This window comes from Sporosarcina luteola, from assembly GCF_023715585.1.
GTDB classification, from domain to species: domain Bacteria; phylum Bacillota; class Bacilli; order Bacillales_A; family Planococcaceae; genus Sporosarcina; species Sporosarcina luteola_D.
The window spans coordinates 1,102,425-1,126,716 of the sequence record NZ_JAMBOK010000001.1; the positions used below are offsets into that span (position 1 = coordinate 1,102,425).

The following is a 24,292-nucleotide window of genomic DNA, read 5'->3' on the forward strand; positions in this document are numbered from 1 at the left end:
AACGCTATGGATAAACATTCGGCTATTCAATTCTCAAATATCCATTAAAGCTTCCTCAAAAAAGCTTGATAAATGGCATGCAAAAACGTTTAGTAGTTTAAGTTAATTCATTCTTTAATTACTTTAACTTCTTTTATCGCACTTATTAAGTCAGTTGTGTTTTTACTAATCAAATGCCCTTCTACAAGTGACATATCATACTCTCCATTTGAAAATGGTATAAAATTTAAATCCTTTTTGTCTTTTTCAAAATAAATAGTGTATTTATTTTTACTCGCTGTATTTAATTCCCAACTAGCACCTACACCTATTACAACACTATCTGATATTTTCTCTGCATAATAGCCTTCCTTGTCCTCAACTAATTCTCCAACAAAAAATATATCCTCTCTCGACTGTACTATTAATAACCTTTCTCCTCTTATCGTTACTATTAAATCGATATTCCCTTTAATTTCTTCCTTGTCAATCAAATAAATTAAAGCTTCCTCTTGTGAAGAGAAATGTTCTATCCCTATTTCAGAACAGGCAGAAATGAAAAAAAGTACCAGTAACATTGAAATTAGTACTAATCTTTTTATGACAATTACCACCTTCACGGATTAATTTAATAATAAAACCGTTACTTAAGGTGACAATATTTATTCACATACATACCAAATTACTCTCTTATTTCCTTCAATTAAACCTTGATGCTAAATGAAGAGCTCCCGTTGATTGGAGCGTAAGGCGGCGACTCCTGCGGGATAAGCGGGACAGGTGAGACCCCGCAGGTAGCGAAGCGGACGAGGAGGCTCACCGCCCGCCCCGCGGAAAGCGTCCGCCTGAAGCGCAAATCAACAGTTTAAGTGAAACAACTATAAGGTAATTTGAGAAATTCTAAACCCTGTTAATCTGTTGAACGATCAGTTGTGCCTGGCCGTTGCGTTTTTCCATTGTCCCTGTGATTTGCACCATAGCTAGCTCTTGTATATGAATATTGCATGCGGCGTATTGTCTTGGAAAAATCGTACAGGATAGTTCTCCTGTTTCGTCCTGGAGAGTCAGGAAAGCCATCGCTTCGCCTTTTTTTGTACGAATCCGTTTTACTTCCCTAATCATTCCGGCGACTTTTAGCATCGTCCGTTCTTTTGCATCGGGAATGAGTACTAAATCCACCACTTGTTCCTCCAAGATCTTTTTCATTTCCAGTGCCGGGTGTTCGGATAAATAAAAGCCGAGCACTTCCCGTTCATATTCGAGCATGGCAAACCTCGGCATTGACCCGCCTGGAGAGTATTTCGGCTTAGCTACTGAATAAATGATTTCGTGGAGCAAATCATCTCCATCGGGACTGACGAACTGTGCATGATTGCGGGCAGCTTCAATCGATGCCAGCAGGACGGACCGGTCTTCTTCGAAATCATCAAGTGCTCCCGCTTTTATGAGAGGGATGATCGTTTTTTCAGTAAAATAAGTTCCTCCGATTGCTGCAGAAAAATCGAAGAGCGTCTTCCATCCTTCAGGCGTACGCGCGTCTTTTATGACATTGTAAAAAGATGGTGTCACGCCTTTGATTGACCCCAACCCGATACGAATAGCACCTTTCTCGACGATGTGGGAGTATTTGCTTTTTTGAATGGAAGGAGGCAGGATCTCAATTCCTTTCCCCCTGATTTCATGGATGTACTCCATTGTCTTCTCTTGGTTTCCGGTGGCCATCGACAACAGCGCAGCATAAAAATAAGCGGGTGCATTCGCTTTTACGTACGCCAACTGATAGGAGATCAATGAGTATGCAACCGCATGGCTTTTCGGGAACCCGTAATCCGCAAATTTGACGATCAAATCATAGATTTCACTTGCGGAGCCTTCAGGGAAGTTATGTTGGACAGCACTTCTTACAAAGTGTTCCCGTTCCTGACTCAGCACTTCGCGTTTCTTTTTGCTGACTGCCCTTCGTAACAGATCCGCTTCCGCCATCGTGAAGCCCGCAATCTGAACAGCGATTTGCATGATCTGCTCCTGGTATACGATGATGCCTTCAGTTTCCTGCAGGATCGGCTCTAGTTGCGGGTGTAAATAATTGATAGTTTCCTTATTATTCTTCCTTCTGCTGTATAGAGGAATATTTTCCATGGGGCCTGGCCGGTATAATGCATTGATTGCGTACAGGTCGCTGAATTCATCAGGTTTAATGAGCCGTAACGCATCTCTCATTCCGTCCGACTCGAATTGGAAAATTCCCGTCATGTCGCCATTCTTGAACAGATCAAAAGTCTTTGCGTCATTCAGAGGAATCTCTTCGAAATGAAGGTTCTTGCCCGTGTCGTATTGAATCATCGATTGGATACGATCCATCAGCGTCAAATTGCGCAACCCTAGGAAATCCATTTTCAATAAACCGATTTCCTCCACATCCCCCATTGCCCATTGAGTCAGATAAATATCATCACCGCCATTTTGGAGCGGTACATTTTCGACTAACGGCATCGGAGACAGGATGACCCCCGCTGCATGGGTGGAAGCATTCCTCGGCAAGCCCTCCAGCGTTTTAGCCGCTTGATACCATTTTGCACGGACAGGATCCATCGCAATCCAGTCTTGAAGGGCTTTAGACTTGCTTACAGACTCTTCCAGCCTTCTACTATGCCCCTCCTGGATCTGTTTTGATAAGAATGACATTTCCTCATTGGAAAAGTCAAATACCCGGGCAACGTTTCTTGCGACAGATTTAGATGAGAGTGTGCCGAAAGTAATGATTTGAGCAACGTGCGCCTTCCCATATTTCTTTGCGACATAATCGATCACTTCAGATCGCCGGTTGTCCGCAAAATCGATGTCGATATCAGGCATTGTAATTCTTCCCGGATTGAGGAATCTCTCGAAAATGAGCCCGTATTTGATTGGATCGACATCCGTGATTCCCAGGGAATAGGCGACGAGGGAACCCGCTGAGGAACCCCTACCCGGGCCTGTCAATATCCCGTTCTCATTTGAAAAACGCATGAAGTCCTCAACAATTAAAAAATAATCTGAGAAGCCCATGTTTTCTATGACTGTAAGCTCTGTACCAAGCCGTTCATAATAAGTCGGGCTGACGGTTCCGAGCCGGCTGATCAACCCTTCCTCGCAATTCTTTTTCAGCAATGAAGCTGCCGTGTGCCCATCAGGCACCGGAAAGGCAGGCATCAACGGACGGCTAGGCGGCAACTTCGCATTGCAGGACAACATGATTTCAGCCATCGCTTCAATCCATTCAGGATGATCGGAAAACCAATGCTGCAACTCTTGCTCGTCCGGAACGTGAGCATCATAGATTTCCTTTTTCGGCCTCGATGGGTCATTCAGCTTGTAACCTGAACGTATTGCCGCAGCTACTTCAAAAGCGAAGGCATCCTCTTGGTCAATATATCTTGATTCGTGAAAGGCGGTAATGAATGTATCCGTCTCCTCGGCAATACGCTGAATTTCCTCTTCGGCGTGGTGCTTCACTCCACCTGGCCGGGAGATTCCGACATAGACATTCCTACATGCTTTTCGGATCTTCAGGATCGTATCGGCTCCACGGCTATCATTCCAAGAACTATCGGTCATCGGACAAATGAAGACACACCCCTCGCTATACGCTTGAAGCCATTTAAGAGGCAGTGTTTCAGGCTCCTTTGTAGAAATCGCACTGCTGATTTTAAGAAGGTTGCTATAACCTCTGTCATCTTTCGCGTAAGCATATAGCAGAAGCTCGTGACTGTCATCCAACTCCAACAGGATCGATAATCCGATGACAGGATGGATGTCGTATTTCTCCATCACTTTGCAAAATGAACGGACGCCATACATCTTCGAATTGACAATCCCAACAGAGCGAGCCCCTCTCCTTTGCAGAAGCGGGGCCAAATGATCAAGTTTTATAATGCCGCGCAGCAGATCGGCGCCGGTCACAATTTGTGGATAGACAAGTACCAATGCAAATCCCTCCGAACCGTTACTTCACTGCACATAATTCTTTCAATTTCGCAATGACCTCATCCGCTTTATCCCACGAATAAATAGACGCCCCCGAAGCGAGCGGATGGCCCCCACCGTCATATTCAGCAGCAAGTTGATTGATAACCGGACCTTTAGAACGGAATCGGACACGGATCTGATCATCTTCTTCGACAAAAATGACCCATGCGCATATACCTTTTACATCCCCGAGGGCTCCGACAAGCTGGGATGTCTCACTCGCTGTTACGCCGAACTTTTCAAGAATCGATTTGTCGATTTTAATGAAAGCAGCCCCATTGTCATCAATCGTGAATTGTTGATACATATAACCTTTCAAATTCAGTAATCTACGGTCTTCTTCATACATTTCCGCAAAGAGCTTCGTCCGATCAAAATCATATTTTATCAAACCGCTAGCAATTTCGAACGTCCTCACAGTCGCACTCGGGAAAAGGAAGCGGCCTGTGTCTCCGACGATTCCGGCGAATAGCAAGCGGGCACAAGCTTCCGACATCTTCCATCCATAATGCTTTTCTCCTTCTTCAAATAGAAGATAAATCATTTCGGATGTGGAGCTTGCATCAGTATCCACCCATCTCATATCTCCATATGGGTCGACATTCGGATGATGATCGATCTTCAGTATAAGATCGGCATTCTTATAAAACTCTGCATCGATCCGCTCTGTATTGCCTGTATCGGTAACGATGACAAGTGCGTTTTTATAATCATCAGGTCCTACTTCATCCTGACCAGCCAAATACGTTAGCATGTCGTCGTGTGTCCCTGCAGCATACACTTTCTTTGCCGGATAATTGGTTGATATCAATTCTTTCAAGCCGACTTGCGAACCGTATGCATCTGGGTCGGGCCGTACATGACGATGGATGATGATTGTGTCGTATTGTTCAATTGTGTCGATGATTTGTCGTTTCAATTTGCCATTCCTCCGGTTTTAATGATTTCTGTTCGCATTTACTGAAAGAAGCCGCTACAATGAAAGAAGTTATTTTATGGAGGCTCTTTTATGAAAACACTCAATTTTCTACTTGTATTTCTTATTATTGCATCAGGCGTTTATTATTTTTATTTCAAGACCCGTCAATTTAGAACACGTCAAGTGTTTCCCATCCGGAAACAGTACTTCGCAAGCAAAGCCGGTACATTTTTAGGGGGATTACTATTCTTTTTCGGAATAAACCAGCTTCTACTGTTCGAAGGGGTTGCAACGTATCTCGTTTCCAGTCTTTTCATCGTACTAGGCGCCTATATCATTTTCTTTAATACGAAAGCTGCGAAGCATTATAAACAATTTATTGATGAAGAGACTAAGTTGAATGAAAACTGATGCGACTGCCGCATCAGTTTTTTTCATTTCAATCATCGATCGAAAAGCTGATACATAACCATCGCTTTGGCGATTAGTTCCGAATCCGAGAAGAGATCGAAGTCCACTTTAACGAATCGCCTGCTCATATGAAGGATTCTCGGTTCAACCAGTACAGTACTTCCGAGCTGAACATGCTTAATGAAATAAATGGTCATATTTTCGGGAACACTTTCTCCCCTTTTCCGCATTTTGATAGCTCGGTTTCCGACATCCGTCAATAGCGTCGTCAGTGCCCCGTATGACAGAGACCCTAATTGGTTTGTCATTTGTGGAACGACAGTGAATTCGATATTCAGCGGCTGATCAGCTACGGCTTTCATTTGGCCCTTGACGATATCATCGATTTTTTCCCCTTGCTGCGGTTGCCTTTGAGTCATCTGAAATGCTTTCAGGACATCTTGGCGGCTGATGATTCCTTCAAGGATTCCACTATCGCTGACGACAGGCATTAAATCAATGCCCTCCCAAATCATGCTATGCCCCGCGGATGCTACGCTCGTTTTCCCATTCACAGTAATGGGGTTTTGTGTCATCACTTTCTCAATCGGGTCGGTCCCAAGCTTACCAACAGCATCACGGGAAGTTACGATTCCAATCAATTTTCCATTTCGATCAATGACAGGATATCCCGAGTGTGCCGTTTTCTGGTTCACTCCATTGAAATGAGCTACATTGTCCTTCGGCGAAAACGTGATTGTTTCAGCGAGAGGGGTAAGGATATCCTCAACAAGTAGAATTTCCTTTTCTATCAATTGGTCGTAAATTGCTCGGTTCAACATCGTCGCAACTGTGAATGTGTCATAACTGGATGAAATGATCGGTAAATTCAATTCATTCGCGAGTTTCTTCGCTTCGTCGGCAACATCGAAGCCTCCAGTGACAAGGACGGCGGCACCTGCGCTGACTGCAAGTTCATGCGCCTTGAGCCTGTTCCCGACGATCAATAAGCTGCCTGCATCTATATACCGCTTCATATCATCGAGCTGCATCGCCCCGATGACGAATTTGGTCAAAGTCTTATGTAGCCCGTCTCTTCCTCCGAGTACGACTCCGTCTACAATATTAACAACTTCGGCAAATGTCAGCCTTTCGATATTCTCTTTTTTCTTCTTTTCAATTCGGATCGTGCCAACACGCTCAATCGTATTTACAAGCTTCTGGTTTTCAGCTTCTTTTATTGCCCGGTATGCCGTTCCTTCACTGACGGATAAGGCTTTGGCAACTTGACGGACTGATATTTTCTCGCCGACTGCCAATCCTTCGATATAGCGTAATATCAGCTCATGTTTTGTCGACATTATTTCACCTTTTTCTCTTTTAACCTGTTCCCATTTTATCATACATCGGAAAGAATAGTATTTGCAGGAAGACTCAGGTCGATAAATGATTTCGTACAGGCGTAAAGAAAAACCGATCCGGCAATGTGCAATCCGGATCGGTGACGGTATTTATAATTCCAGTGAATCTCCTGCTGTCATAATGTTCACTTCATGGTTAACGACGAGATCCTTGAACGTTTGCGGGTCTTGTCTAATTGGTGGGAATGTGTCGTAGTGGATAGGAACGACCACTTTCGGGTTCAGCAATTCAACTGCTGCCGCCGCATCTTCCGGTCCCATCGTAAAATTATCGCCGATTGGTAAGAAAGCGACGTCGATGGAATTCTGTCTTCCGATGATTGCCATATCGCCGAAAAGGGAGGTATCCCCAGCATGGTAAATCGTCTTCCCTTCCGCGGTGAAAAGAATCCCTGCGGGCATGCCTGTATAGATGATTTCGTTCTGATTAGTCGTGTAGGAAGAGCTGTGGAACGCTTGCGTATATTTCACTGTCCCGAAATCGAATGTATGGGATCCTCCGATGTTCATGCCATGCGTGGAGAATCCTTGCCAACCTAAATAGACGGCCAGTTCGTTCGGTGCAACGATAAGTGGATTGCATCGTTTCGCTATGTCAAACGTATCTCCGACATGATCGTTATGTCCGTGCGTCAGCAGGATAACATCGGGATTCTGAACTGAAGCGTCCAAATCCGTCAGTTCATTACCAGTAATGAACGGATCAATCAGTATGGTCTTTCCTTCCGTCTCAAGTTTCACGACAGAATGTCCGTGATAAGAAATTTTCATTTTCAAATCCCTCCAAATCTGTTCATATACACTATACTTCTTTATCTTACCGGAAAATCCTCTTTTTTGATATGATATGTATGTTGAGGAAGTTGATATCGGAGGGATAAGGTTGAACAAAATTAATGAAATCAAAAGTTACTTGCTAGAAAATGATGTGGATGCAGCTTTCATTACAACTCCGGACAATGTTTTTTATGTTTCCGGATTCCGGAGTGAACCGCATGAAAGGCTATTAGGTGTGATGATCTTCAAGGATGCTGAACCATTTGTCATCTGTCCTCTAATGGAAGTGCCTGATTTGAAGGCGTCCGGTTGGCCATTTGAAGCCATCGGACATCAGGATACGGAAGATGCTTGGGAAGTTCTCGCAAACGCCGCCGCGAAAAGAGGAGTTCCACTTCAGACAATTTCAATCGAAAAATCCCATTTAACCGTCGAACGGCTAGAACGAATGGAACAGCTCTTCGAAGGAGCGTCATTCCAACGTCTCGACGAACAGCTGAATAAAATGCGGAATGTCAAAAGCGAGGACGAGCTTGAAAAGCTGCGCAAGGCAGCAGCATTAGCAGATCACGCAATTGAAATTGGCTGTAAAGAAATCGCTGAAGGAAAAACTGAGCTTGAGATTCTCATGGCAATTGAATTTGAAATGAAGAAAATGGGCGCAGAAAAGATGTCCTTCGATACAATGGTATTATCCGGGCCGAAAACCGCTTCCCCGCACGGAACACCGGGGGACCGTAAGATTCAAAAAGGTGACTTCATCCTGTTCGATCTTGGTGTCGTATACAAAGGTTATTGTTCAGATATAACAAGAACAGTCGCATTTGGCGAACCTTCCGAAAAACAGCGTGAAATTTATGAAACTGTCAAAGAGGCAGAACAGACAGCAATCGACATGATCCGCCCGGGCGTTAAAGCAATGGAGTTGGATAAAGCCGCAAGGGACGTCATTGCGAAAGCCGGGTATGGTGACTATTTCACGCACAGACTCGGACATGGGCTCGGCATTTCCGTTCATGAATTCCCTTCGATTACAGGGACAAATGAAATGGAACTCGTAGAGGGAATGGTGTTCACTGTCGAACCTGGGATTTATCATCCTGAAATCACTGGAGTGCGAATCGAAGATGATGTAGTCGTTACGTCTGATGGTGTGGAAGTGCTAACGAAATTCCCGAAAGAACTAAAGATTATCCAGCCTTGAATAGTACAAAAGCGAAGGGCGCCTGCCTAGCAGAGGTTCGCAGTCTAAGTGCACCGCGTCCTGCGGCAACGACTGCATGACCGGCTTCCTGCCGGCCTCAGGCATAAGGCAAAGATGCGGCTTGGCGCTTTTTGCCACAGAGCAACTTTGACTTATGACCCGAGCCAATCGAACTGCGAAGGGTTCGATTTGCCGTATTTCTGCGATCTTTGCAGAAATTAATGCATCCTACCAGCGCCCGGAGTCTAGACGAAAAAATGCTGTCCGAAATTAATCGGACAGCATTTTTTATTATTTGCTAAGCAGTGCCTCTGCCGGAACATACTCCAAGCCTTGTGCGTCTGCAACAGCTTTATAGGTTACGTGGCCTTCCAATGTGTTGACCCCTTTTTGCAATGCAGCATTATCCAAACAAGCTTGTTTATAGCCTTTGTTCGCAATTTGCAATGCATATGGAACTGTAACGTTCGTCAATGCCATTGTCGAAGTGCGCGGCACAGCTCCCGGCATATTCGCAACCGCATAGTGGACGATGCCATGCTTCTCATAAGTTGGATCATCATGAGTCGTCACGCGGTCTGATGTTTCAAAGATGCCGCCTTGGTCGATCGCGATATCCACAAGAACTGAGCCCGGTTTCATCGATTTGACCATCTCTTCTGAAACCAATTTCGGCGCTTTAGCACCCGGAATCAATACACAGCCGATCACGAGGTCCGAATCCTTGACTGATTCAGCGATATTGAACGGGTTGGAAACAAGTGTCTGAATGCTGTCGCCAAACAGTTCATCCAATTGGCGAAGACGATCCACAGACAAATCGAGCACAGTAACTTTCGCTCCCATGCCGACTGCGATTTTCGCAGCGTTCGTTCCGGCCTGCCCACCACCGATTACTGTAACTTTTCCACGGGATACACCTGGGACTCCTGATAGAAGAATTCCCTTTCCTCCGTTGATCTTTTCAAGATATTGCGCACCGATTTGAGTTGCCATACGCCCTGCAACTTCACTCATCGGGGCTAGTAGCGGTAGAGTATTATTCACTTGCACAGTTTCATAGGCGATGCCGACAACTTTGTTGTCTAGCATTGCTTTTGTCAATTCCAGTTCAGGAGCCAGATGCAAATAAGTGAAGAGAATTAGCCCTTCACGGAAATAGCCGTACTCGGAAGCAAGCGGTTCTTTTACTTTCATGACCATATCTGCATCCCATGCCTCTTTCGCAGTAGCTACGATCGTGGCACCAGCTTCGATATAATCCTCATCTGTAAAGCTGGAACCTAGTCCTGCACCAGTTTCAATGAGTACTTCATGGCCTGCTGACTTCAAGTTGAATGCGCCCGCAGGTGTCATCGCCACCCGATTTTCATTATTCTTCACTTCTTTTGGAATCCCAATACGCATTTCTGATCCTCCTATATATAAGAAAGTTAATTGGCCATAAATCGACAATTCGACAAGACCAAGTACTAACAATTCTATCAGAAGTTAAAAGAATTTGCGCTATAAATATAATAAACAAATTCTTCAACATAATACTATTCTATTTTTATTCTGAGAGTTCCAAATTAAGCTCCTATGTTTTTTGAAGTTTGTAGAGGGAATAGTAAGGGTAACCCCGACATTTTTTAGACAAATTCCAGCGATTTCATTTTGAATTTCCAACAAAAGAAGAGGGTTTATTCAATCTATATCGAAGTTAGTAAAAGTAAATATAAATATATTGGATGGAGTGATTGGAATGGTTTTAAAATACGAGCAAATTATCGTGGCTGTGGATGGTTCGAAGGAATCCAGTTGGGCATTCAAGAAGGCAATGGGCATTGCAGCGCGCAATGACGCAACATTGAACTTGGTGAACATCATTGATACTCGTTCCTATGCGGCTGTTGAAGCATACGATCGATCCATCTCGGAACGGGCGCATAAATTTGCAGAAGAGCTGCTAATGGAATACAAGCAAGAAGCAGAGGCAGCCGGGTTAAAGAAGGTAAACATCGTCGTGGAATACGGTTCCCCGAAAACGATGATTTCCCGCGATCTATCGAAGAAGCTTAGTGTGGATCTGATTATTTGCGGTGCTACCGGTTTGAACAAAGTGGAACGTTTCCTTATCGGCAGCGTTTCTGAAAATATTGTCCGTTCAGCGGCTTGCGACGTTCTAGTCGTCCGTACACCGGAAGGAATTTGACAAACAAGTTAAGAACCTGCCCATTATGCCGGGCAGGTTCTTGTCTTATTTTAAGTAGTCCACTGTATTATGTATGTCTACTCACCTCCATGTTCTCCGATGATTTGCATGGCAATGCCTGTCAACTCGTCATGCTCAGTAAATCGTTCTGATAGCATGTCGGTAAGTATATGTTTCAGGAAGTATTTCACACAATTCATGTCATCAAACAGCAGGATTGTTCGCAACGCTTCTTCGTATATCTCTAAAAACAATGGCTCGGGATTCGCCTTTTGAATTTCACCGAATGCTTCATAGAGCAAATCGATCTTATCGGCTACGGATAAAATGCGCCCTTCCAATGTTTCATCTTTACCTTCTTTAAATCGCTCCAAATAAATGGCTTGAAACTCTTGTGGTAGTTCCTTTTCGACAAACTTCCTAGTCATCTCCTCCTCCACTTCACTGAATAGCTGCTTCAACTCTTGCGAAGCATACTTTACAGGCGTTTTTATATCCCCAGTAAAGAGTTCCGCGTAATCATGGTTCAATGCTTTTTCATATAGGACTTTCCAATCCACCTTCTGCCCGAATTCCTCTTCGACTGTTCCTAGAAATTGAGCTATTTTCGTCACCTTAAATGAATGACTGGCAACGGAATGATGCTGATATTTGAATTTTCCTGGACAACGAATTATCTGTTCCAGATCAGATAAGCTTTTAAAATATTGATGTACACCCATCCTTTTTATCACCACTTCTATATTTTTTTGGGACATTCGTATTGAAACTTGTCTTTCAGTCCAATCATAATTATGTCTTGGATAAATGCTTTCCCTTATTCTCACTAAAGTATGCAGGAATGCGGCAACATCACACAATCAATTTAGGAATCCAGCTCATTGAACGCATGTAAAAACCCCTCCCAATCCACGAAAGGATCGGAAGGGGTAAATAAACAAGCTAACTAAAACGACCCGCTTTAGTCATGCGGGATGTAACAGAATTTATAATTCTTCACTTACCCAGTCATCTATCTGTTCAAGGAACCGCGACATCGCTAGTTTATCCGACATATTCGGCACTTTCGAAAGAAGAACATCCGGTTTGGCTTTCATTTCAGCATACGGTTTCTGCAGGATGAAGACACTCTTCTCGTGTGCGGCGCTTCTGAATAAGGAATCCGGTAATTGAAGGACTGCCCTGATGACAGCATTCTTCTTCAAATAGCGATGAAGTTCTGCAGATTGATCAGATTCAAAAAGGGATGCCGGTGTTAGGAATAATGCGTATCCACCTTCCTTTAAGTGATTCATCGATTGTTCTATAAATAAATGATGGGCAAATGCATGTCCTTCCGCAGGCATCATTTCAAAGCTGATGGCATTGTCGTCATCTGGATAATAACCGACCGGAAGATCACATACGACCAAGTCGACAGGATCTACGAGCAAAGGCCGCAATGCATCTTGTACAAAGAAGCGGACAGGCTGTTCGAGGAGCTCAGCAGTGACGGCAGACAATCTGACGAGAAGTTCATCAATTTCCACGGACGTCGCCGTTGCTTTATCTCCAATTGTATTCATGACTGTGAATAGCAGATTGCCTGTTCCTGCCGCCGGATCAAGCAAGGCAACTTGCTCCTTTTGCTGCATCAATTTGTTTGCAAAATGCCCGATGAGCATGCCAATTGCATCTGGCGTCATCTGATGATTCGGCTGCGCTTGCTCTTTCATTCCTTTTAAAACAGCCAGTTGGATCCCTCTTCGGATTTCCTCTTTTGTCACGGAAGGAGACAATCGGGGCATTCTTTCCCCTGACAGCCATTCCTGACATGCCTCAATGACTGCTTCTAAATAGAGGTCTTCTTTGTTTGATTCTGCGTGTTCATTTAAAAATGTGAAGATCTGTTCAGTGTTTGTAACCATATCGTATCCCTCTAATCCAAAATATCTCTTGCTAAAAACCATTTATAACGGTAATGTGGCCCACCCGTTGCCGAGTGGGCCAAGTAATCATTTTGTCAATTCGTTAACGGCTGCAATCGCCTTTTCATAATCCGGATGGTCTGTGCCTTCCATTACATACTCGACATAAGTGACTGTATCGTTCTTGTCGATGACGAAGACTGAGCGAGCCAACAGTCTCAGCTCTTTCATGACGACACCGTACGCTTCCCCGAATGAAAGATCGCGATGATCCGACAATGTCTGGACATTGCTGACACCTTCAGTTGCACCCCATCTCGCTTGCGCAAAGGGAAGGTCGACGGAAATTGTGAGCACTTCCACGTCATCTCCGAGTGAAGTTGCTTCTTGGCTGAATTTGCGCGTCTGTTCAGAACAGACACCGGTATCGATGGACGGAACAACGCTTATCAAGCGGATTTTCCCTTTTGAATCATTCAGCGTAACCGGTTTTAAATCATTGGATAGTACTGTGAAATCTGGAGCTTTGTCGCCTACTGTTACTTCTTTACCGAGCAATGTGACCGGGTTTTGTTTGAAAGTGACATTTACCATGAAGACGCCTCCTATTCATTTCACTTCATTCTACTAAACAATTGTTCCAGCATGCAACTCTTCGCCCCTGCGCTCCTGCCTCGTTTCAATTACTTCAATTTCAAATGCATGTTCATGGATGACGTAGGTGTCAGCGAAAAGGTCGTGCAATGCTTCTTTTTTAGGCATGAAGACAACGAGCAGGTACGGGATTGTCAGGAGTTTTGAAATGAAACGGCCAATCACTTCCCTGAAGAGTACTGTTCCCCACGTAAGTTTTCCGTCGTCTTTTGTGACAACTTTTATCCCCAAAATCATCTTTCCTACCGTCTGACCTGTAAATTTCGTCATAAGTGCGAAATAGGCAAGGAAAAGGATAAGGAGTGCGATTTTGTAAGGACTGAATAAAAGGAAAGATGGATTGGAAATTTTAAAATCCAATACCCTGAATATCGGTTTGATGAAAATTCCGCTGATTGATGATACGACAAGCAAGTCAATGACGTATGCCCAGAAACGTGTCCAAAAACCGGCAAATTTCGGTATGAACCGCTCCGTTCGGACAATCTCGTATGCTGGAAGGCGATCCGGCTCAGGAACGTCACGCATCGACAGGTTATTTTCAAAATGATCCGCCATGCCTTATCCCCTCCTTATTTTTCACCATACAAGTACATCATCCGCGGTGCATCGTAATCAGAAAGCAATTTCCCGATCAATTCCGACTCCATATTCCGACCGAAAAGATTGCCGACTTCCACGCCAAAGAGTGATCCGAAGCTATCCATCGGAGCATATTCAAAGACCGTAGCGCTTTCCAGCTTGTAATCAGCCTTCATTGCATCAATGACATCGCCCATCTTGCCGAAATCATCAGCAAGACCTGAATCAATCGCCTGTCTGCCATTCATTATCCTTCCATCAGCAACTTTCTTCACTTGTTCTACAGACATATTGCGTCCTTCCGCAACAATCGCCACGAACCGTTCGTAAGAGTCGTTGATCATTTCTTGAAGCATAGCGTGCTCTTCCTTTGTCATTTCGCGTGAGCCGCTCATAATGTCTTTATAAGGGCCTGTTTTGATCGTGTTGAAGTCAATTCCATACTTTTCCGCAAGCTTTGCATAATTGACGCTTTCCATGATGACCCCAATTGATCCGGTAATCGTTTCGGGGTGCACGAAGATTTTTTCTGCAGGCGCAGATACATAATAACCTCCGGACGCGGCAAGTCCTCCCATTGCTACGTAAACGGGAATTTCCCTTTCCATCTGGATCGCTTTGATCGCATCATAAATATCCGATGATTCCACCACTCCACCGCCTGGCGTATTCACTGATAGGACGAGACCCTTGATCGTTTGATCGTTCAAGATGTCATGCAGCTGCGACATGAATAATTGGTGATTGTAACCGCCTGATGTGAACAAAGAACTGCCGACATCCTGGATGACACCATCTAATCTTAGAACCGCAATTCGATCCGTGCCTTTTCCTTGTTCGATGACCACTTCGCTATAGCCTGTTTTTCCTGCAGCCATTTCTTCCATGAAGCCGCTGAAATCCCGTGTGAATAGATACGAAAGTGAGTTGATGCCTATTGAAATGAAAACAAGCACTGCAGCTACGATGATCGCAATCCACCGTTTTATTGCCATTATGTAATTCCCCCTTCTTTCTTCCACCATTGTATACGTTTCGTACCCAATAAATGTTTCATTTTACTTGGAAGGATGATGAGCACTCCTTTTTGTTGCAATCGATTCATAAACTTTTGAAACCGTGAAGAGGAGAAGTGCAGACCATATCAACGAAAATGATAATAGTTCAATCCCGCCGAATGATTCCTTGTAGACGACTACTCCAAGGAACAGCATAAGCGTCGGTGCGATGTATTGAATGAACCCCGCGACATATAATGGAATCATCCGCACTCCTTGAGCGTACATAACGAGCGGAAGCGCAGTCGCGATGCCTGTAAGGATGAGGAGAATATCTGTTTTTACATCCGCATGTAGAAAGACGGCCTGTCCTTTGATAAAGAGGAATATGTAATATCCGACTGCGAAAGGTGTAATGAATAATGTCTCGATTGCAAGTCCGCGAAGTGCATCCAATTTAATATTTTTCTTAATGAATCCGTAAATCGCAAACGTAAAAGCAAGACATAAAGCAATCCATGGAAATTTCCCGTAAGAAACCGTCAGGATGATGACACCTGTAAAAGCAAGAAGGAAAGCGACTATCTGAGATGTCGATAGTCTCTCTTTCAGAAAGAAAATGCCGAGCAGAACAGATACGAGAGGATTGATATAATAGCCAAGGCTCGTTTGCACGATGTAATTATGATTGACCGCCCATATGTAAGTGAACCAATTTGCGGTAATTAGCACGGTTGCGATGAAAAGGCCCCAAAATTGTGACTGGCTTTTCCATAACTCTTTGATGTCAGTTATTAGCTCTTTGCCATTTTTCATAAGCAAAACAACTAGAACTGTGGAAACGAATGCCCACACAATCCGTCCCGTTAAAATTTCATCACTTTGTACATGTTCAAGATGCTTCCAATAGATCGGCATGACTCCCCAAAAGAGAAAGGCTCCGACGACCCATAGGACACCAATTTTTTCAGACTGCATTCTGGCACCCTCCTTTCGAATAGGACAATTATAGTCCTTCCAAAACCGTTCGTAAACCCATCAAGGAAAAACCGTCCATGCCATTCCGGCTTTGGACGGTTTAAGCAATTCATTTATTCTGCTCTTGCTTCCTTAATTCCACGCGCATGATTTTACCGGAGGCCGTCTTCGGCAAGTCATTAACAAATTCGATTTTTCTCGGGTATTTATAAGGAGCTGTAAGTGTTTTAACGTGTTCCTGCAATTCTTGTACTAGCTTGTGATCTTGTTTCATTGCAGGATTTCGCAGGACGATGAACGCTTTGACGATGCTGCCCCTCACTTCATCGGGACTGCCGACAACTGCACATTCTCGTACTGCCGGATGCTTCGTCAGCGCATCTTCAACTTCGAACGGCCCGATCGTATAACCTGAGCTGATGATAATATCATCGCCACGCCCTTCAAACCAGAAGTAGCCATCCTCATCGAGCCGTGCACGATCCCCGGTTACATAATATTCTCCCCTGAATTGCATTTTTGTCCTTTCAGGGTCGTTCAGATATTCTTTGAAAAGGGCAGGCGTCGAAACGTGGACGGCAATATCCCCCACCTCTCCGGCAGAAACCGGCTTGCCTTCATCATCAATGATCTCCACACGGTTCCCTGGCGTCGGTTTCCCCATCGAACCAGGTCTTGCTTCCATTTCTAACATCGTTCCGACAAGCAGGGTATTTTCCGTTTGTCCATACCCATCCCTGACCGCAAGATTGAATGTCCTTTCAAAGATATCGATCACTTCCCTATTCAACGGCTCACCCGCGGATACGGCGCTGCGAAGGGAGGAAAGGTCATAGTTCTGTAAGTCTTCGGCTTTTGCAATGAACCGGTATTCCGTCGGCGTACAGCATAGCACATTCACGGCGTATTTTTTCATTAGATCCAAATACGTCTTCACGTCGAATTTCCCGTCATAAACAAGTCCTGTCGCTCCGCTTCCTAGAACGGATAGGAAAGGGGACCAGATCCATTTTTGCCATCCAGGTGCAGCAGTCGCCCACACAACATCATCTTCCTTGATGCCAAGCCAATTTGGTCCTGCGGTTCGTAAATGTGCGTAAGCCCAAGCATGCGTATGGACGACTCCTTTCGGTTTACCTGTTGTACCTGATGTATACGACAGGAACGCCATATCCGTCCCCTTCGTTGCAGGCGCTTCGAATTCCGATGATGCCGATTCCATCATTCGTGTCAATGATTTCTGTCCATCACCTGCTGTTCCGATTACAAACAATTGGACGTCTTGCAAATCTCGCACGTCTTTGAACTGATCCATGAATGCATCATAAGCAACGATCGCTTTAGCTCGACTATGTTCCAACCTGTATTCGATATCCGATGATCTAAGCATTTCAGAGCTTGGAATGACAACAATCCCTGCCATCAATGCACCGATATAGGTTACATATGCTTCAATTGTCCGGGGGACCATGACAAGGATGACATCCCCTTTGCCCAAGCCGTTTTCGATAAAGACATTTGCACATTTTTTTGCAGAAGCCATTAATTCACTATATGTAATTTCTTTTTCCTGTCTATCGGAATTAATATAAATGAGCGCACGCTTATCTTCTCCAGTGGCGAATTTTTCAAATTCAGAAACAAGATTATAGTTCTCCGGTGCAAGTAATTCTTCACGCTTCATCTAATTTCCCCCTTTTCGTATGCTTCAATTATACAAACGTCCAGCGGAAATTTCAAAACATATTCATTTTTCTTGCAAGACCAATGAATAACCGAGTCGTTTGATGTAAAGAATGAGGTGTAATACATAAAGAAAACTGCCCCGGTAGCCCGGGACAGTTTCACTACTCGTTATTTTTTAGAAACCCTTCATTTGTTGTTGGGCTTGACGCACTAATCGCTTAGTAATTTCTCCGCCGACGGAACCGTTGGCACGCGATGTGGAGTCTGGTCCAAGGTTGACACCAAATTCAGCTGCGATTTCGTTTTTCATTTGGTCAAGCGCTTGTTGTACCCCTGGAACTAGAAGTTGGTTTGAGTTGCCGCTGTTGTTGTTAGCCATGTTGTTCTCACCTCCTTGTGCATATAGAATGGACCGTTTCCGGAAATTCATGCAGGAGGTTTAAATGGTAATTATTACCCTTGAATCAAAGCAGATCCTCGAAATCGTCCTTCTCGTTCTGCCGCCAAACTTCGATGACTTCTCTATTTCTAACCGCTTCTTCAATCAATGGTTGAAAATCAAAAAAGCTTTCAAAACGATGGACTTTTTCAAGTTTCGGTTTTGTTTTTGGATTGCTCGGGGTAAAAATTGTACAGCAATCCTCATATGGTCTAATTGAAGTTTCGTAAGTCCCGATCTGTTGGGAAAGCTCGATAATATCCAGTTTGTCCATAGCAATCAAAGGACGAAGAATTGGCGTGGCAGTCACTTCATTGATAGCAGTCAGGCTCTCAAGCGTTTGACTCGCTACTTGGCCGAGGCTTTCCCCGGTGACAAGCGCCAATGCACCGATTTCATCTCTCACTTTATCGGCGATTTGAAGCATCATTCTTCTCGTAGTTGTCATCGATAAATTATCCGGCACTTGTTGGACAATGGCTTGCTGCAATTCCGTAAAAGGAATGACATGAAGACGTACCGGCGCACCAAACGAGCACAGTTTCTCAGTCAAGTCCAACACTTTTCGCTTTGCCAATTCACTCGTATACGGTGGGCTTGCAAAATGAATTGCATCAATTGACACACCGCGTCTCATGAGAAGATATCCCGCGACCGGACTATCGATGCCTCCCGAAAGCATTAGCAATGAATGCCCGTTTGAACCGACCGGCATGCCGCCCGCGCCTTTATACACTTTGGACGTCAGGAAAGCACCTTCCTTCCGGATATCGACATGCAGCAGGATATCCGGCTTTCTCATTTGAACGACAAGCTCGGGATAATGGTGCAATACATGTCCACCGAGTAATTGCTGCAGTTCTGCTGTCACGTATGGGAATGTTTTATCCGCACGTTTAATTTCCACTTTGAACGTTTTGCCTGCCGTCTCTTCAGTACCGACCACTTCGAGAGCCTTCTCTTTTATGGCGTCCAAATCAGCGTCGCACATAGCAACCGGACTGAAAGACTGGATGCCGAAAATATACGGCAGCCGTTCAATTGCCTTCTGCATATCGGACTCTTCATCCGCGATTAAAAACATGCGGTCCCGCTCGGCACGCAATTGAACAGAATGCAGATCACTCATTGCACCCTTTATGTTGTTTCGTAATTTACGCACGAAGTGATTGCGGTTACGCCCTTTAAGCGACAATTCTCCGTATCGTATTAAAATTCCCTTCCATTTCATTCGTTACATCCCCTTCTCAATCAATTCCATAAAGCTTTTTAGTACTTTTATGAATTCGTCAATTTCGTCTTTTGTATTAGTGTTGCCGAAGCTGATTCGGATGACACCGTTTTTAAATTTATTTTCCAATCCGATTGCTTCGATGACATGTCCGGCATTTTTATTTTTCGAGGAGCAGGCGCTTGACGTCGATAGGATGATTCCATTCTCTTGGAAGTAATTCACAGCCACTTCTCCATTTATCGATTTGAATGAAATCGATAAAATATGCGGAGCACCATAGTCGGGCGACAGGATGCGTATGTTTTCATACAAACCGCAGACATCCATCAACAGATTCCGCCACTCCCGGTAATCTGCCCTTTCTTCATGGATACTGCTTATTCTCATCGCCTTCGCCATGGCGACAGCATTCGGAACAGAAACTGTACCACTTCTCAAGCCATTCTCTTGGCCGCCGCCAAAATTGATTGCACGTGGTGTTACGTTTTTTTTCAAAAGCAAAGCACCGGAGTTTTTCAGTCCGTTCATTTTATGCGCTGAGATGGTTATGGCATCCAGACCTAATGATTCCATGCTGACAGGCAACTTCCCGAAACTTTGGACGCAATCCGAGTGAAAAAATGCACGGCTTCTTTTTTTGATCAATTCGGCGCACTGCCTGATCGGTTGTATTGTTCCAATCTCATTATTGACATGCATGATACTGACAAGGATGGTATCCTTTCTGAGTTTCTTCTCCAATTCCTCGATTGAAATAAGTCCTTGGGCGTCCACCTTCAAATAGTCCACTTCAAATCCGATCTCTTCCAACTTTTTACACGCATTTATGATGGAAGGATGTTCGATTTGGGTTGTGATTACATGATTGCCTCTTGAAGAGTATGCCTCAGCAATGCCGAGAATAGCCAGATTATTCGCTTCCGTGCCACCAGACGTAAGGATGACTTCTCCGCTTTCATTATCGACAAGCTTAAGCATTTGTTCTTTTGAACGCTTTAATAAAGCTTCTGCTTCCCTTCCTAACACATGCAGCGATGCGGGATTCGCATAATATTTCATATTAGCGGCAATGAATGATTCGAGGACGCTATCATTCGGCCGCGTCGTTGAGCTGTTATCAAAATAAATCATATGAAATTCCCTTCCTTTTTAGCGTGACAAAGCCACCCGCACTTAGTATGCCGGTGGCCCGTTACTGTCAACCAACTATCGATTATTCCTACCATTAAACTTGTTCCTTCAACATTTCTTCAATCCGCTTCATTGCACCCGGCTCGACTGCCTCCACGGCTGTAGCCGCGTCTTCAAGCGCTTTCGCATAGCGGAATTGTCGGAAGGATTCTTCTGCATCGAGCAATCTTTCGTGCATTTCCGGATTGGATGCACGGTAGCGATTTCCGTATTGGATAATCCTCTCTACAAGCATGACGTTTTCGAGAAGCTCCTCGACTTTTTCGTTCACTTCTTTTACAACGTTTTGCGCATTTGCTAAATACCCTTCAGCAACTGACATATTCAAAGGGATATCCTGCAAGCTTTGACTTACAAGGAAAAGCTGTTCCTCCGCTTCTTCAAGCCTAGCGTCCATTTCATCCGGAATGCCTGGAATATTGCCTCTGTGAAGTTTACGATCAGCATTTTGCAGCTCCCTTGCAAGATCTGCCAGTTTGTTTCTTACATTATTTTCATCGATCCGTAAGTTTTTCATCCGATTGGCAAGACTTTCTTGTTCCTCTGCAATTTCCTCAAGTTCATCGGAAATCCCTTTAAGTTCAGCTTGTATGTAGGAATAGGCGGAATCTTCTTCCTCCATCATAATCTTCAACGCGTCAAAACGATTTTGAATCGTTTCCAACCGTTTCATGCTCGCTTGCGGCAATTTTGCTTCTTTTTCATCCAACCGATAACTTTGTTGGACATAGACGGCTTCATCGGATGTTTCTCTCGTCAATTGTATGATGGCATCGAGCGATTCTTCAATTTCAGAAAAATGAAAGTCAACGTAATGCTTGGCATTGACTTCCTTCTCCAATGAATCGTAGAAGGCATCGATTCGGTCGTTCATATCCATAACATTTTGCCGTACAGCATCGATGTCAAGCTGGGCCAATCGCGTCAATTGTTCGCCGATCCCGTCTTCGATTTCATCTAACTGCTTCTGCAGGTCGAGATGCGCCAGGTTATATGACTGTTCTTCCATTTCCATGATGCCGAGCCGAAGTTCACGTATGGAAGCCGGCATCTTGTTTTGGAGTTCAGTCAGTAATGAAGGTATCTCATGGATTAATGTCGAAAGCCTCTCCCCTTTTGCAGATAGGGTAATGACAATTTCACGTGCCAGCAAATAATTCCCATTCGCCGTCAATTCGTCATATTCCTCGAATTTAGGAGTGAAGGACTCAAGTTCTTTTTCCAATGGCACAACAGTCATACCGTAAGAATGTTGATGGGCTAGAATTGATTTTCTGGCCAATCTGTATTGCTCGCGGAGATTCTCCATTTCGATCCTGTTCTTTTCCTCGCTGCCAATCAATTCATTCAGCTCGTCCAATATGTCGTTTTTCCTCTTATCACAGTCACGGATTTTTTCTTGGATCTCTTTTTCCGTTGCTGTCGCCTTTTTAAACCGGAAACGATCGATCATATCTTCCGCATCAAAGAGCAACGAATCGATTATAGGCATATGTACATCAACGACTTCAGTCCATTCATTTCTCCACCGCTCGAACTTCTCCTCAGTTTCTCCTGTCATATTCAATTGTTTAACTTTCATCATCTCTTCAAAAATCGGTTTGTTTTGAATTTGCATCTTTTCATGTTCCAGTTTGTTGATTTCACTAATATGTTTACGCCTGAACAAAAAGGCGATGGTAATAAGTACAAGTAGAACAATTATTGGAATGATGAAGTATTTCACCATTGTGATCCCCCTATTCCGAAGTCACTGAAATATACTTTTTCCTGCTAGTTAAAACAATATTATCTTATATAGTAACATGTTTAAAGACTTTTCATATGAATTTGGGCGAATTATAGGGAAAAAGTTGTTTTCCGCGCTAAAATCCGCGAAATTTGTAGAATCTTCATGGGAGACTTATACTTAATGTGACTATATTCAGGGGGTGCTATTTTGTTTACTGCAACGAATTATTCGGACATTCCGAAGGAGAAGTATGGACAACTGGCAAAACAGCTGGATGCCTTACTTTCAGGGGAGAGCAACCGCTATGCGAATTTGAGCAATGCATCAGCTTTGCTGAATCAATTCTTTGATCGCATTAATTGGGTTGGTTTTTATATGATGGATGGCGAGGATGAACTTGTGCTTGGTCCATTCCAAGGATTGCCTGCTTGTATACGCATTCCGTTAGGGAAAGGTGTATGCGGGACTGCAGCGCAAAAACAGGAAACCATTTTGGTTGCTGACGTAAATCAGTTTCCGGGCCACATCGCATGTGATGCTGCATCACGTTCAGAGATCGTTGTACCTTTGATGAAAGACGGCAGAGTGATCGGGGTTCTTGATATCGACAGTCCCGAGTATGATCGTTTTAATGAAGATGACCAAGCGGGACTTGAGCACTTTGTAAGCGTGCTTGTTACCCATATATAAGAGAATGAAAAATTGCCCGGCGACTGTCAACGCCGGGCAATTTTTATGCATGTGTCGAATATTTTTGTGTCAATGCACTGAAGGCGGAATCTAAGTCTGCGATAAGATCGTCTGCGTGTTCGAGACCGACAGATAGACGGAGCAAAGAATCTTCAATGCCCATTTGCAGTCGGTCGGCCTCCGGGACGCCTGAATGCGTCATCGTAGCTGGATGTTGCATGAGCGTTTCGGCATCACCAAGACTGACAGCTATTTTGATCAACGAAAGGCTGTCCATGAATGTTTGTGCGCCTTCTTTACCGCCTTTTACTGTAAATGAAATTAGCCCCCCGCCAGCTTTCATTTGTCGTTTGGCAATATTCAATTGCGGATTGCTTTGATCGAAAGGATAGAAAATATTTTCGACAAGCTTTTGTCCTTTTAAATAGGCAAGTATTCTTTCCGCATTTGCCGTATGCCTTTCCATACGGACAGGCATCGTTTTCAATCCACGGATAAGCAACCATGCATCAAACGGGGACATGATTGCTCCGTAATCTTTTTGAACGGTCATTTTCAGCTTTTGGATTTCTTCTGCATCCTTTCCGACAAGCAGTCCAGCAATCACGTCTCCATGTCCGTTAATATATTTCGTTGCGCTATGCAAAACAAAATCTGCTCCGTAATCGATCGGGTTCTGTAAATAAGGGGATGTGAATGTGTTATCTACGACAACTGCCAATCCGTGTTTCCGGGCTACCTCGCAGACCAATTTCAAGTCTACCAATTCCATTGTTGGATTAATCGGCGTTTCCACATAAATGCATACTGTTTCAGGTCTGATTGCCTTTTCAATCTCTTCCTCGGTCGTCATGCTGATCAAGCTGTGGGATATATTATATTTCTCTTTCATGATTCCTAGTAAACCGAATGTACATCCATAGATTCCCCTCGAGCAGATAATATGGTCGCCCGCTTTCGTCAGGTGGACGAGTACGGAGCTGACTGCCGCCATTCCGGAGCCGAAAGCGAGGGCACCTGCCCCATTTTCAAGAGCGGCCATCCTTTCCTCAAGGATACGGACTGTCGGATTGCCGAGCCGTGAATAAATATTGCCTGCCTCCTCACCCGAGAAGCGCTTTTCCCCTTGTTCTGCAGTTTCAAAAGAATATGTCGAAGTCTGATAGAGTGGCACAGCCAAGCTGCCATGGTGTTGAGTGTCATCATAGCCTTCATGGATTACAAGCGTGTCTTTGTGCAGTTTCGATTTATTCATTTCCATTCCGCCCTTCAGTATTGTAAGCACTTACATTTCCTAATTTCATTTTAC

22 protein-coding genes are annotated in these 24,292 nt (G+C 44.2%); 4 read left to right on the plus strand and 18 right to left on the minus strand.

Translation table 11 applies throughout. The features are described 5' to 3' along the window. Nucleotides 1-107 precede the first annotated feature (107 nt). The 3 genes from M3193_RS05635 to M3193_RS05645 form a co-directional block, all read right to left on the minus strand. Complete coding sequence (locus M3193_RS05635) at nt 108-557, minus strand: hypothetical protein (RefSeq protein WP_251625002.1); 450 nt, start codon at nt 555-557, stop codon at nt 108-110. A 322-nt stretch (nt 558-879) separates the two neighbouring features. Further along, entirely contained in the window at nt 880-3,945 is a 3,066-nt protein-coding gene (locus M3193_RS05640; RefSeq protein ID WP_251625004.1) for a DNA polymerase III subunit alpha, read from the minus strand. Between the two features lie 19 nt (nt 3,946-3,964). After that, nucleotides 3,965-4,906 (minus strand): DHH family phosphoesterase, encoded by a 942-nt coding sequence (locus M3193_RS05645; protein ID WP_251625005.1) that lies wholly within the window; start codon nt 4,904-4,906, stop codon nt 3,965-3,967. A 90-nt stretch (nt 4,907-4,996) separates the two neighbouring features. On the opposite strand from M3193_RS05645, the gene M3193_RS05650 reads away from it, so the two are divergent. Continuing rightward, nucleotides 4,997-5,317 (plus strand): YtpI family protein, encoded by a 321-nt coding sequence (locus M3193_RS05650; protein WP_251625008.1) that lies wholly within the window; start codon nt 4,997-4,999, stop codon nt 5,315-5,317. Between the two features lie 32 nt (nt 5,318-5,349). Here M3193_RS05650 and M3193_RS05655 read toward each other — a convergent pair whose 3' ends face one another. Then, nucleotides 5,350-6,657: a DRTGG domain-containing protein gene (locus tag M3193_RS05655; RefSeq protein ID WP_251625010.1), complete on the minus strand. Its 1,308-nt coding sequence runs from the start codon at nt 6,655-6,657 to the stop codon at nt 5,350-5,352. Nucleotides 6,658-6,807: 150 nt separating this feature from the next. Further along, nucleotides 6,808-7,488: a metal-dependent hydrolase gene (locus M3193_RS05660; protein ID WP_251625012.1), complete on the minus strand. Its 681-nt coding sequence runs from the start codon at nt 7,486-7,488 to the stop codon at nt 6,808-6,810. Between the two features lie 112 nt (nt 7,489-7,600). On the opposite strand from M3193_RS05660, the gene M3193_RS05665 reads away from it, so the two are divergent. Further along, complete coding sequence (locus M3193_RS05665; RefSeq protein ID WP_251625015.1) at nt 7,601-8,698, plus strand: M24 family metallopeptidase; 1,098 nt, start codon at nt 7,601-7,603, stop codon at nt 8,696-8,698. A 291-nt stretch (nt 8,699-8,989) separates the two neighbouring features. Here M3193_RS05665 and ald read toward each other — a convergent pair whose 3' ends face one another. Next, the gene (gene ald / locus M3193_RS05670; protein ID WP_251625017.1) at nt 8,990-10,105 is read right to left on the minus strand and encodes an alanine dehydrogenase; all 1,116 of its coding nucleotides are present in this window, start codon (nt 10,103-10,105) and stop codon (nt 8,990-8,992) included. A 337-nt stretch (nt 10,106-10,442) separates the two neighbouring features. Between ald and M3193_RS05675 the strand changes: the two genes are divergently transcribed. After that, on the plus strand, nt 10,443-10,892 hold the full coding sequence (locus M3193_RS05675) for a universal stress protein (protein WP_251625019.1): 450 nt from the start codon (nt 10,443-10,445) through the stop codon (nt 10,890-10,892). 77 nt (nt 10,893-10,969) lie between these two features. Here M3193_RS05675 and M3193_RS05680 read toward each other — a convergent pair whose 3' ends face one another. The 11 genes from M3193_RS05680 to ezrA form a co-directional block, all read right to left on the minus strand. After that, a complete protein-coding gene (locus M3193_RS05680) occupies nt 10,970-11,614 on the minus strand; it encodes an HD domain-containing protein (protein WP_251625021.1) in 645 nt (214 codons plus the stop codon). 264 nt (nt 11,615-11,878) lie between these two features. Next, on the minus strand, nt 11,879-12,799 hold the full coding sequence (locus M3193_RS05685) for a class I SAM-dependent methyltransferase (RefSeq protein WP_251625023.1): 921 nt from the start codon (nt 12,797-12,799) through the stop codon (nt 11,879-11,881). Nucleotides 12,800-12,886: 87 nt separating this feature from the next. Next, nucleotides 12,887-13,393, minus strand: a complete 507-nt coding sequence (gene tpx, locus M3193_RS05690; protein WP_251625025.1) for a thiol peroxidase — start codon at nt 13,391-13,393, stop codon at nt 12,887-12,889. 33 nt (nt 13,394-13,426) lie between these two features. Beyond that, nucleotides 13,427-14,011: an RDD family protein gene (locus tag M3193_RS05695; RefSeq protein ID WP_251625027.1), complete on the minus strand. Its 585-nt coding sequence runs from the start codon at nt 14,009-14,011 to the stop codon at nt 13,427-13,429. A 14-nt stretch (nt 14,012-14,025) separates the two neighbouring features. Further along, complete coding sequence (gene sppA, locus M3193_RS05700; RefSeq protein ID WP_251625029.1) at nt 14,026-15,030, minus strand: signal peptide peptidase SppA; 1,005 nt, start codon at nt 15,028-15,030, stop codon at nt 14,026-14,028. Between the two features lie 63 nt (nt 15,031-15,093). Further along, the gene (gene rarD / locus M3193_RS05705) at nt 15,094-16,011 is read right to left on the minus strand and encodes an EamA family transporter RarD (RefSeq protein WP_251625032.1); all 918 of its coding nucleotides are present in this window, start codon (nt 16,009-16,011) and stop codon (nt 15,094-15,096) included. Between the two features lie 109 nt (nt 16,012-16,120). Then, complete coding sequence (gene mbcS, locus M3193_RS05710; RefSeq protein ID WP_251625033.1) at nt 16,121-17,695, minus strand: acyl-CoA synthetase MbcS; 1,575 nt, start codon at nt 17,693-17,695, stop codon at nt 16,121-16,123. Between the two features lie 177 nt (nt 17,696-17,872). Then, a complete protein-coding gene (locus M3193_RS05715; RefSeq protein WP_251625035.1) occupies nt 17,873-18,076 on the minus strand; it encodes an alpha/beta-type small acid-soluble spore protein in 204 nt (67 codons plus the stop codon). An 85-nt stretch (nt 18,077-18,161) separates the two neighbouring features. Beyond that, nucleotides 18,162-19,367 (minus strand): tRNA uracil 4-sulfurtransferase ThiI, encoded by a 1,206-nt coding sequence (gene thiI / locus M3193_RS05720; RefSeq protein WP_251625037.1) that lies wholly within the window; start codon nt 19,365-19,367, stop codon nt 18,162-18,164. A gap of 3 nt (nt 19,368-19,370) precedes the next feature. Beyond that, on the minus strand, nt 19,371-20,501 hold the full coding sequence (locus M3193_RS05725; protein ID WP_251625040.1) for a cysteine desulfurase family protein: 1,131 nt from the start codon (nt 20,499-20,501) through the stop codon (nt 19,371-19,373). Between the two features lie 94 nt (nt 20,502-20,595). Then, nucleotides 20,596-22,290 (minus strand): septation ring formation regulator EzrA, encoded by a 1,695-nt coding sequence (gene ezrA / locus M3193_RS05730; RefSeq protein WP_251625042.1) that lies wholly within the window; start codon nt 22,288-22,290, stop codon nt 20,596-20,598. Nucleotides 22,291-22,500: 210 nt separating this feature from the next. Here ezrA and M3193_RS05735 point away from each other — a divergent pair, with 210 nt between their 5' ends. Further along, nucleotides 22,501-22,983: a GAF domain-containing protein gene (locus M3193_RS05735; protein WP_251625044.1), complete on the plus strand. Its 483-nt coding sequence runs from the start codon at nt 22,501-22,503 to the stop codon at nt 22,981-22,983. A 43-nt stretch (nt 22,984-23,026) separates the two neighbouring features. Here M3193_RS05735 and megL read toward each other — a convergent pair whose 3' ends face one another. Then, a complete protein-coding gene (megL, locus tag M3193_RS05740; protein WP_251625045.1) occupies nt 23,027-24,238 on the minus strand; it encodes a methionine gamma-lyase in 1,212 nt (403 codons plus the stop codon). Nucleotides 24,239-24,292: the final 54 nt, after the last annotated feature.

What these genes read in the sequence shown, in the direction of transcription:
- M3193_RS05635 (WP_251625002.1), bottom strand. Translation starts at nt 557, where the DNA reads ATGTTACTGGTACTTTTTTTCATTTCTGCCTGTTCTGAAATAGGGATA.
- M3193_RS05650 (WP_251625008.1), top strand. Translation starts at nt 4,997, where the DNA reads ATGAAAACACTCAATTTTCTACTTGTATTTCTTATTATTGCATCAGGC.
- M3193_RS05655 (WP_251625010.1), bottom strand. Translation starts at nt 6,657, where the DNA reads ATGTCGACAAAACATGAGCTGATATTACGCTATATCGAAGGATTGGCA.
- M3193_RS05660 (WP_251625012.1), bottom strand. Translation starts at nt 7,488, where the DNA reads ATGAAAATTTCTTATCACGGACATTCTGTCGTGAAACTTGAGACGGAA.
- ald (WP_251625017.1), bottom strand. Translation starts at nt 10,105, where the DNA reads ATGCGTATTGGGATTCCAAAAGAAGTGAAGAATAATGAAAATCGGGTG.
- M3193_RS05675 (WP_251625019.1), top strand. Translation starts at nt 10,443, where the DNA reads ATGGTTTTAAAATACGAGCAAATTATCGTGGCTGTGGATGGTTCGAAG.
- M3193_RS05680 (WP_251625021.1), bottom strand. Translation starts at nt 11,614, where the DNA reads ATGGGTGTACATCAATATTTTAAAAGCTTATCTGATCTGGAACAGATA.
- M3193_RS05685 (WP_251625023.1), bottom strand. Translation starts at nt 12,799, where the DNA reads ATGGTTACAAACACTGAACAGATCTTCACATTTTTAAATGAACACGCA.
- tpx (WP_251625025.1), bottom strand. Translation starts at nt 13,393, where the DNA reads ATGGTAAATGTCACTTTCAAACAAAACCCGGTCACATTGCTCGGTAAA.
- M3193_RS05695 (WP_251625027.1), bottom strand. Translation starts at nt 14,011, where the DNA reads ATGGCGGATCATTTTGAAAATAACCTGTCGATGCGTGACGTTCCTGAG.
- sppA (WP_251625029.1), bottom strand. Translation starts at nt 15,030, where the DNA reads ATGGCAATAAAACGGTGGATTGCGATCATCGTAGCTGCAGTGCTTGTT.
- rarD (WP_251625032.1), bottom strand. Translation starts at nt 16,011, where the DNA reads ATGCAGTCTGAAAAAATTGGTGTCCTATGGGTCGTCGGAGCCTTTCTC.
- mbcS (WP_251625033.1), bottom strand. Translation starts at nt 17,695, where the DNA reads ATGAAGCGTGAAGAATTACTTGCACCGGAGAACTATAATCTTGTTTCT.
- M3193_RS05715 (WP_251625035.1), bottom strand. Translation starts at nt 18,076, where the DNA reads ATGGCTAACAACAACAGCGGCAACTCAAACCAACTTCTAGTTCCAGGG.
- thiI (WP_251625037.1), bottom strand. Translation starts at nt 19,367, where the DNA reads ATGAAATGGAAGGGAATTTTAATACGATACGGAGAATTGTCGCTTAAA.
- M3193_RS05725 (WP_251625040.1), bottom strand. Translation starts at nt 20,501, where the DNA reads ATGATTTATTTTGATAACAGCTCAACGACGCGGCCGAATGATAGCGTC.
- ezrA (WP_251625042.1), bottom strand. Translation starts at nt 22,290, where the DNA reads ATGGTGAAATACTTCATCATTCCAATAATTGTTCTACTTGTACTTATT.
- megL (WP_251625045.1), bottom strand. Translation starts at nt 24,238, where the DNA reads ATGAATAAATCGAAACTGCACAAAGACACGCTTGTAATCCATGAAGGC.